5 protein-coding genes and 1 pseudogene are annotated in these 6,712 nt (G+C 51.2%); 2 read left to right on the forward strand and 4 right to left on the reverse strand.

Features of this window, described 5'->3' with window-relative positions:
• The first annotated feature begins 640 nt into the window (after positions 1-640).
• Entirely contained in the window at positions 641-2,224 is a 1,584-nt protein-coding gene (locus ACUU1I_RS18840) for a TerC family protein (protein WP_000454701.1), read from the forward strand.
• Between the two features lie 451 nt (positions 2,225-2,675).
• Here ACUU1I_RS18840 and asmA read toward each other — a convergent pair whose 3' ends face one another.
• The 3 genes from asmA to udk all read right to left on the reverse strand — a co-directional run bounded on the left by asmA (position 2,676) and on the right by udk (position 5,865).
• Positions 2,676-4,529 carry an outer membrane assembly protein AsmA gene (gene asmA / locus ACUU1I_RS18845; RefSeq protein ID WP_001252355.1) on the reverse strand — a complete coding sequence of 618 codons (1,854 nt, stop codon included), beginning with the start codon at positions 4,527-4,529 and terminating at the stop codon, positions 2,676-2,678.
• 21 nt (positions 4,530-4,550) lie between these two features.
• Positions 4,551-5,132, reverse strand: coding sequence for a dCTP deaminase (gene dcd, locus ACUU1I_RS18850; protein WP_001234767.1), 582 nt, complete (start codon positions 5,130-5,132; stop codon positions 4,551-4,553).
• Between the two features lie 91 nt (positions 5,133-5,223).
• Positions 5,224-5,865, reverse strand: coding sequence for a uridine kinase (udk, locus tag ACUU1I_RS18855; protein WP_000132077.1), 642 nt, complete (start codon positions 5,863-5,865; stop codon positions 5,224-5,226).
• A 317-nt stretch (positions 5,866-6,182) separates the two neighbouring features.
• Between udk and ACUU1I_RS18860 the strand changes: the two are divergent.
• Positions 6,183-6,602 (forward strand): annotated as a pseudogene (locus ACUU1I_RS18860) (MASE1 domain-containing protein); the annotation flags it as partial.
• 24 nt (positions 6,603-6,626) lie between these two features.
• Here ACUU1I_RS18860 and ACUU1I_RS18865 read toward each other — a convergent pair.
• On the reverse strand, positions 6,627-6,712 hold an 86-nt coding region (locus tag ACUU1I_RS18865; RefSeq protein WP_072075162.1), incomplete at its 5' end, for an IS110 family transposase.

A 6,712-nucleotide genomic window follows, 5' to 3' on the forward strand; every position in this document is an offset into this window, starting at 1 on the left:
GCAGAGTAATTATCCTGTGCACTATTAATAGCAATGTCGCCATGCACATTTACCTTGCAGTTAATTGAATAAAAATTTAACTGGCATCAGTCCTAAAAAAATTGATTTCATCCGCAGGCTATTGACAGAATAATTCAGACTGGTCTTTCAGGCATCCAGACACGCTACCGCCCCTGGCTTTTTAGCTACCAATACACTGATTGAGCTTAATTTTTCAAACCCTCTCTGCATACAATCGTTGATGAGAAAGGGTTATTGCGGAAATTAACTTCCGAATATAAGGTGACATTATGGTAATTGAATATTGGCTCGCCAATAATGCAGGAGGAAGTGTTACAGCTAACGGAATAGCAGGCAAGGTAACAATTCGGCAATTGGCTATTTTTAAGAATTATATTAAGTGTCATTCAATATGGTTTTTAGGAGTTTCTTTAGGTTGACAATATTTAATATTGCGTCTCCACATGCGATATTTCTTAAATAATGTTTTATTATTACCGCTTTTAATTCAGGGATAATGTGAGGTTATTACCCTCAAATAATATGAGATAAATAGTGCTGCAACATTGCATTTTTGCCCCGATTTATCCATGATCGAATTGTGACATTTGTCATACAACGAATAGGTTTTGTACTTACTATGGAATGGATTGCCGATCCGTCTATCTGGGCCGGGTTAATCACGCTGATTGTGATCGAACTGGTCCTCGGCATTGATAACCTGGTCTTTATTGCCATCCTCGCCGAAAAACTACCGCCGAAGCAGCGCGACCGCGCACGGGTTACCGGGCTGCTGCTGGCGATGTTAATGCGCCTGTTACTGCTAGCGTCAATCTCCTGGCTGGTCACCCTGACTCAACCGCTGTTCAGCTTCCGCTCGTTTACCTTTAGCGCCCGCGACTTAATCATGCTGTTTGGTGGTTTCTTCCTGTTGTTCAAAGCCACGATGGAGCTGAACGAACGGCTGGAAGGGAAAGACAGCAATAATCCCACACAACGCAAAGGTGCGAAGTTCTGGGGCGTGGTGACGCAAATTGTGGTACTGGACGCCATTTTCTCACTCGACTCAGTGATTACCGCCGTCGGGATGGTCGACCATTTACTGGTCATGATGGCCGCCGTGGTTATCGCTATCAGCCTGATGTTGATGGCCAGCAAGCCGTTAACGCAATTTGTTAACAGTCACCCGACCATCGTTATTCTCTGCTTAAGCTTCCTGTTGATGATTGGCTTTAGCCTGGTGGCAGAAGGTTTCGGCTTCGTCATTCCGAAAGGCTACCTGTACGCTGCCATTGGTTTCTCGGTGATGATCGAGGCACTCAATCAGTTGGCTATCTTTAACCGGCGACGTTTTCTTTCCGCTAATCAGACGCTACGCCAGCGGACTACCGAAGCGGTAATGCGCCTGCTTAGCGGGCAAAAAGAAGATGCGGAACTGGACGCCGAAACCGCGTCCATGCTGGTGGATCATGGAAACCAGCAGATCTTTAATCCGCAGGAACGGCGGATGATTGAGCGGGTACTTAATCTTAACCAGCGTACCGTCAGCAGCATTATGACGTCGCGCCACGATATTGAGCATATCGATCTCAACGCGCCGGAAGAAGAAATCCGCCAGTTGCTGGAGCGAAATCAGCATACGCGGCTGGTGGTTACCGACGGTGATGACGCAGAAGATTTGCTCGGTGTTGTTCACGTTATCGACCTGCTACAACAGTCACTGCGCGGCGAACCGCTCAACCTGCGGGTGTTGATTCGCCAGCCGCTGGTGTTCCCGGAAACCTTGCCGTTGTTACCAGCCCTGGAGCAGTTCCGTAATGCCCGCACGCACTTTGCTTTTGTGGTGGATGAGTTTGGCTCGGTGGAAGGGATTGTGACATTAAGTGACGTCACTGAAACCATTGCCGGTAACTTACCGAACGAAGTGGAAGAGATCGACGCCCGCCATGATATTCAGAAGAATGCGGACGGTTCCTGGACGGCGAATGGTCATATGCCGCTGGAGGATCTGGTGCAATATGTGCCGCTGCCGCTGGATGAAAAACGTGAATATCACACCATTGCCGGGCTGTTGATGGAGTATTTGCAGCGTATTCCAAAACCTGGCGAAGAAGTTCAGGTGGGGGATTATTTGCTTAAAACGTTGCAGGTGGAAAGCCATCGCGTGCAGAAGGTGCAGATTATACCGCTGCGTAAGGATGGCGAGATGGAGTACGAGGTGTGATGGTATCGGCCATTTTACCCAATGCTGCGTAACGCCTTATAACTTCAGCAATGAAGCGTTGTCTGTGGTAAACGGACATCACAGCGGGGGTGTGGGTCCGGCTGTAAATCGCCGAATCGTTTCCTGTAGGCTGGGGCAGCCCACATGGATGTGGGCTGAGGGCGCGTTTTACAGGGATGTTACCTCGCGCCCGTACCCGATAGCCGAAAGGAATAAGATGAGGGAACCGCGCCAGCGGCGATTTACCGCCGGGAGCCCGGGTTGCCAGGGTGGTGGCGATTGAGCCACCCTGGCACGTTCACCGGCTTGAGCGTTCCATAGTAGCGAGGAACATCAAGTGAACGGAACAGCCTTCGATCTTACATATTCAGAATATAATAGTGCCGCCGCGAACGCCTGATGCGACGCTTTACGCGTCTTATCAGGCCTACAGGACAGGTCACCTGGTAACCTACATCTTCTCCAGCAACTTCTTCACATCTTTGCCATTGCGGGAATCTTTATTCCGCTCGGCCCAGTCATTCAGGCGACGTTTCGCTTCGTCCTGTAGATGTTTGCGCAGTAACTGATCCACTTGCAGGCTGTAATTGAGTTGCTGCCAGTTGCCATAAACCCGCAGCGGTACTGGCGTTTCTTTGAGGAAATCAATCAGTTTGCTTTCCCCGTTCCAGCCACCCACGACCCGAATATCAAACTGGGTGTCGCAGGTTTGATCTGCCAGATTCAACATGCCTTCCCCTGTCAGCGCCAGCACAGGCGATTGACCTTGCATGTCGTTTAACGTCACGACGCCATCCTTCAACGTCAAATCGGTGGTAAAGCGGTCAAGCCGCGTCACGTTATCGAAGTTTTCAGCGGCCTTCACATCACCGCCATTACGCTCTACCGCTTGCTGAATCATCTGCTGGAAGTTCATCCCTTCCATACGTGTGTCGGTCATCTCAACATGCGCCTGCCCTTGCCAGTTGTGGCGGAATGCGTCGGCATCTATGTCAGCACCGGAGAAATCACCAGCCAGTGACATTTTTCCGGTCAACGAAATCGGATAGTTAAACGCCTTCAGAATGGTACCAATCTCAACGTTCTCCAGCCGTGGCTGGAAGTTTATCCGCGGATTTATTGATGTCGCGTCCAGCGTGCCCGGCAGTGAAACCTTTCCACCGTTAAGCTTGCCCTGCAGTTGAGTAATTTCCAGCAAACCCGACTTGTTGGTCATTTGCGTGGCAACATCTGTAAAATTCATTCCGCGCCAGCGCACGTTACTGGCCTGCAACAAAATATCAGCTGTAAAGCCTTGCAGTCCCTGATAGGCCGGTTCATCAATACGCGAAGAAATGACCGGGCGCGGCAACGTTGATTGGCTCTGCCCCTGCTGCGCGGCACCGTTTTCACCATTCGCGGTTTCATTAAGCGGGATGAGGTTGTCAAGATTCAGTTGCGGGAATTGCAGTCTCAGCTGCCATTCCGGTTTCTCTGTCAGCGTGACCTGTGCTTGCCCGCTCAGCGTACTGTCATTGGCGGTCAAACTAATTTGGTTAAATGAAAGGCGTTTATGTGACTCCTGCCACTGGGACTGGAAACTCCCCTGTCCCTGAATACCTTGTTTTGGTAAATCGGCACCCTGCAACTGCCAGTTAATTTGTTCAATAGCCGCTGTTAAATCATGCGGATAATCAGAAGCATCTACCGTACCGTTAAGGGATATCGTGAGATCGCGCTGATCGCGATTAACCCGCCCGGAGAACTCAAATGAGCCACGATGTTGGGGATCTTGTTCCATTTGCAGGCGGATATTGCGGATTGTCACCTGCTCGTCATCTTCATGCTGGAACACCAGAACGCTGTCCGCCACCTTAAGACTGGATATATCAAACGACCATCCGCGATCGTCTGACAGATCCGGCAAGGTATTGTCGCGCGGTGCAACCGGAGCGTCTTCACTGCGCACCGCTTCCGTCTGCGGCGTCAGTTGGATCACTGCCCCTTTTAGCATCACCTGCTTAACGCTCAGTTGATGACTCAGTAGTGGTAAAAGCGCCACGTCCAGACGCATGTTGTCGGCGCGAACCAGTGGCTGGCTTGCGCCCTGGGCGGTGAGAGACATTCGCCCGGAGAGGATACTAAGCTGCGGCCAGACGTGCCAACGCAGTGGCCCGTCGAGCTGCAATTGATAACCGCTACGTGCAGCAACTTGCTTGACCATATAGTCGCGGAAATCATTCGGATTCACCAGCAACACTAACGCAGATAACCCGGCCACCAGCACGACCAGGAGTATCATCAGCGTCGTCAGAAATCGTCTCATGGTATCCTCAATGGGCCTGAATTAGTCTTTATCGATTCGGCTGGCTACCGCGCCCTGCTGGTTGCGATATTTCGCATCTTCACGGCGGTTGTAAGGTCGCGCCGCCGGGCCGGAAAGCGGCTCAAAGCTCAGCGCACCAATTAACATGCCCGGACGCAGCGCCAGCGGCAGCTTACCGGAGTTGTAGAACTCCAGCACAATGCAACCAGACCAGCCCGGATCGATACGGTGCGCGGTGACGTGCACCATCAGCCCCAGACGCGCCAAAGAGGAACGCCCGTCCAGCCAGCCCACCAGATCGGCTGGCAGCGTCACCGACTCCAGCGTCACCGCCAGCGCCAGCTCTCCTGGGTGAAGATAGAACGCCTCGCCCTCGTCGAGAACGATCTCATCGCTCATCACGCGGTCAAGCGCGGCGCTCACTTCATCTTTGGGACCGCTCAGATCGATAAACGCTGCCGTGTGACCACGGAAGGTACGAAATTTATTGCCCAGGCGTACATCCACCGTCGCGCCGTTAATACGCTCCACTGGCGGACGTGGGTTGATCGACAAACGGCCTTCATCAAGCCAGGCTTCAATATCTCGGTCACACAGACGCATGGCATTTTCTCCTTTCGCGCATCACTCCCTTAACGCCAATTACGTCAAGGGCATACCAGCTTATCACTGAACGGTACACAATTTATCAAGCTTATTCAAAGAACTGACTTATTTTCGCTTTCAATATATCGATCGCGATGCGGTTTTTCCCGCCGCGCGGCACGATAATGTCCGCATATTGTTTAGAAGGCTCAATGAATTGCAGGAACATCGGGCGCACGGTTTTTTGATATTGCGCCATCACGGAATCCATTGAACGCCCACGCTCGTTAACGTCACGCTTGATGCGGCGCATCAGGCAGATATCCAGCGGGGTATCAACGAAAATGGAGAAGTTAAGTTCGTCACGCAAACGCGCATCCGTCAGCAACAAAATGCCTTCGAGAATGATGACCTTCTTCGGCTCAACCTTCACCGTTTCTTTCATACGCGTATGTTCAACATAGCTGTAAACCGGCAGGTCAATTGCCGAGCCGCGTTTCAACGCTTGTAAATGCTCAAGCAACAGGCTGTGATCCATCGCGCTGGGATGGTCGTAGTTGGTCTTAACGCGTTCTTCCATCGACAGATGGCTTTGATCTTTGTAATAGCAGTCTTCGGGAATTACGCCGATGTGTTCATCACCGACTTGCTCACGTAATTCACGATAAAGGGTACTGGCAATAAGACTCTTGCCGGAAGCCGATGCGCCAGCGATACCGATAATGACGCACTGATGAGACTGATCAGTCATATATTTAGCGACCTGATTAACCTGGATGTTAGGAAGGGGGCGACGAAGCGCCAAACGCGGCAATTATAGGGATTTCATCCGTCTGATACCAGTCGAATAGCGTTGCCGCGCGCTCAGAGTTAATTGTTGACAAAGAATTCCCGGTGGCAAATTACGTTGATCAGTTTTATGTAAGGTAAAAAATGTTATACGCAGTTGCGCAAATTATCCGCCTTTACGTCACTTTATGAGCAATTCGCATATAAAATGTAAAACTTTTGTACTAGCATAAACACAGAAACGAATACTGGCGACCTGGCCTTGCGGATAAAGCGGTAATAAGCAAACAATCACAGCATGTATTAATTGCCCTGCCCCACCCGCTGCTTCACCTGGTCAGTTTAGGTTTAGTCTCGTTTATCTTTACTCTTGTCTCGCTTGAGCTTTCGCAGTTTGGCACCCAACTCGCCCCACTGTGGTTCCCGACGTCCATCATGATGGTGGCGTTTTATCGCCATGCCGGGCGCATGTGGCCGGGAATTGCGCTGAGCTGTTCGCTGGGAAATATCGCCGCATCCATCCTGCTTTTTTCCACCAGCTCGCTGAACATGACCTGGACGACCATCAATATTGTTGAAGCCGTGGTCGGGGCAGTGCTGCTACGTAAATTGCTGCCGTGGTATAACCCCTTGCAAAATCTGGCTGACTGGCTGCGTCTGGCATTCGGCAGCGCCATTGTTCCGCCTCTGTTGGGGGGTGCCCCTATTAAGTAGTCAAGCATGTTATGACCCCTGCGGGGTATAAAAAGTCCCGTCGCGCATCATGGCGAACAGAACGTCGCAGCGTCGTCTCGCCAGGGCGATAAGCA

Source organism: Shigella sp. SIG3 (assembly GCF_053555855.1).

Bases quoted from the DNA above. Each gene is read 5' to 3' on its own strand.
- ACUU1I_RS18840 (WP_000454701.1), top strand. From the start codon at position 641: ATGGAATGGATTGCCGATCCGTCTATCTGGGCCGGGTTAATCACGCTG.
- asmA (WP_001252355.1), bottom strand. From the start codon at position 4,529: ATGAGACGATTTCTGACGACGCTGATGATACTCCTGGTCGTGCTGGTG.
- dcd (WP_001234767.1), bottom strand. From the start codon at position 5,132: ATGCGTCTGTGTGACCGAGATATTGAAGCCTGGCTTGATGAAGGCCGT.
- udk (WP_000132077.1), bottom strand. From the start codon at position 5,865: ATGACTGATCAGTCTCATCAGTGCGTCATTATCGGTATCGCTGGCGCA.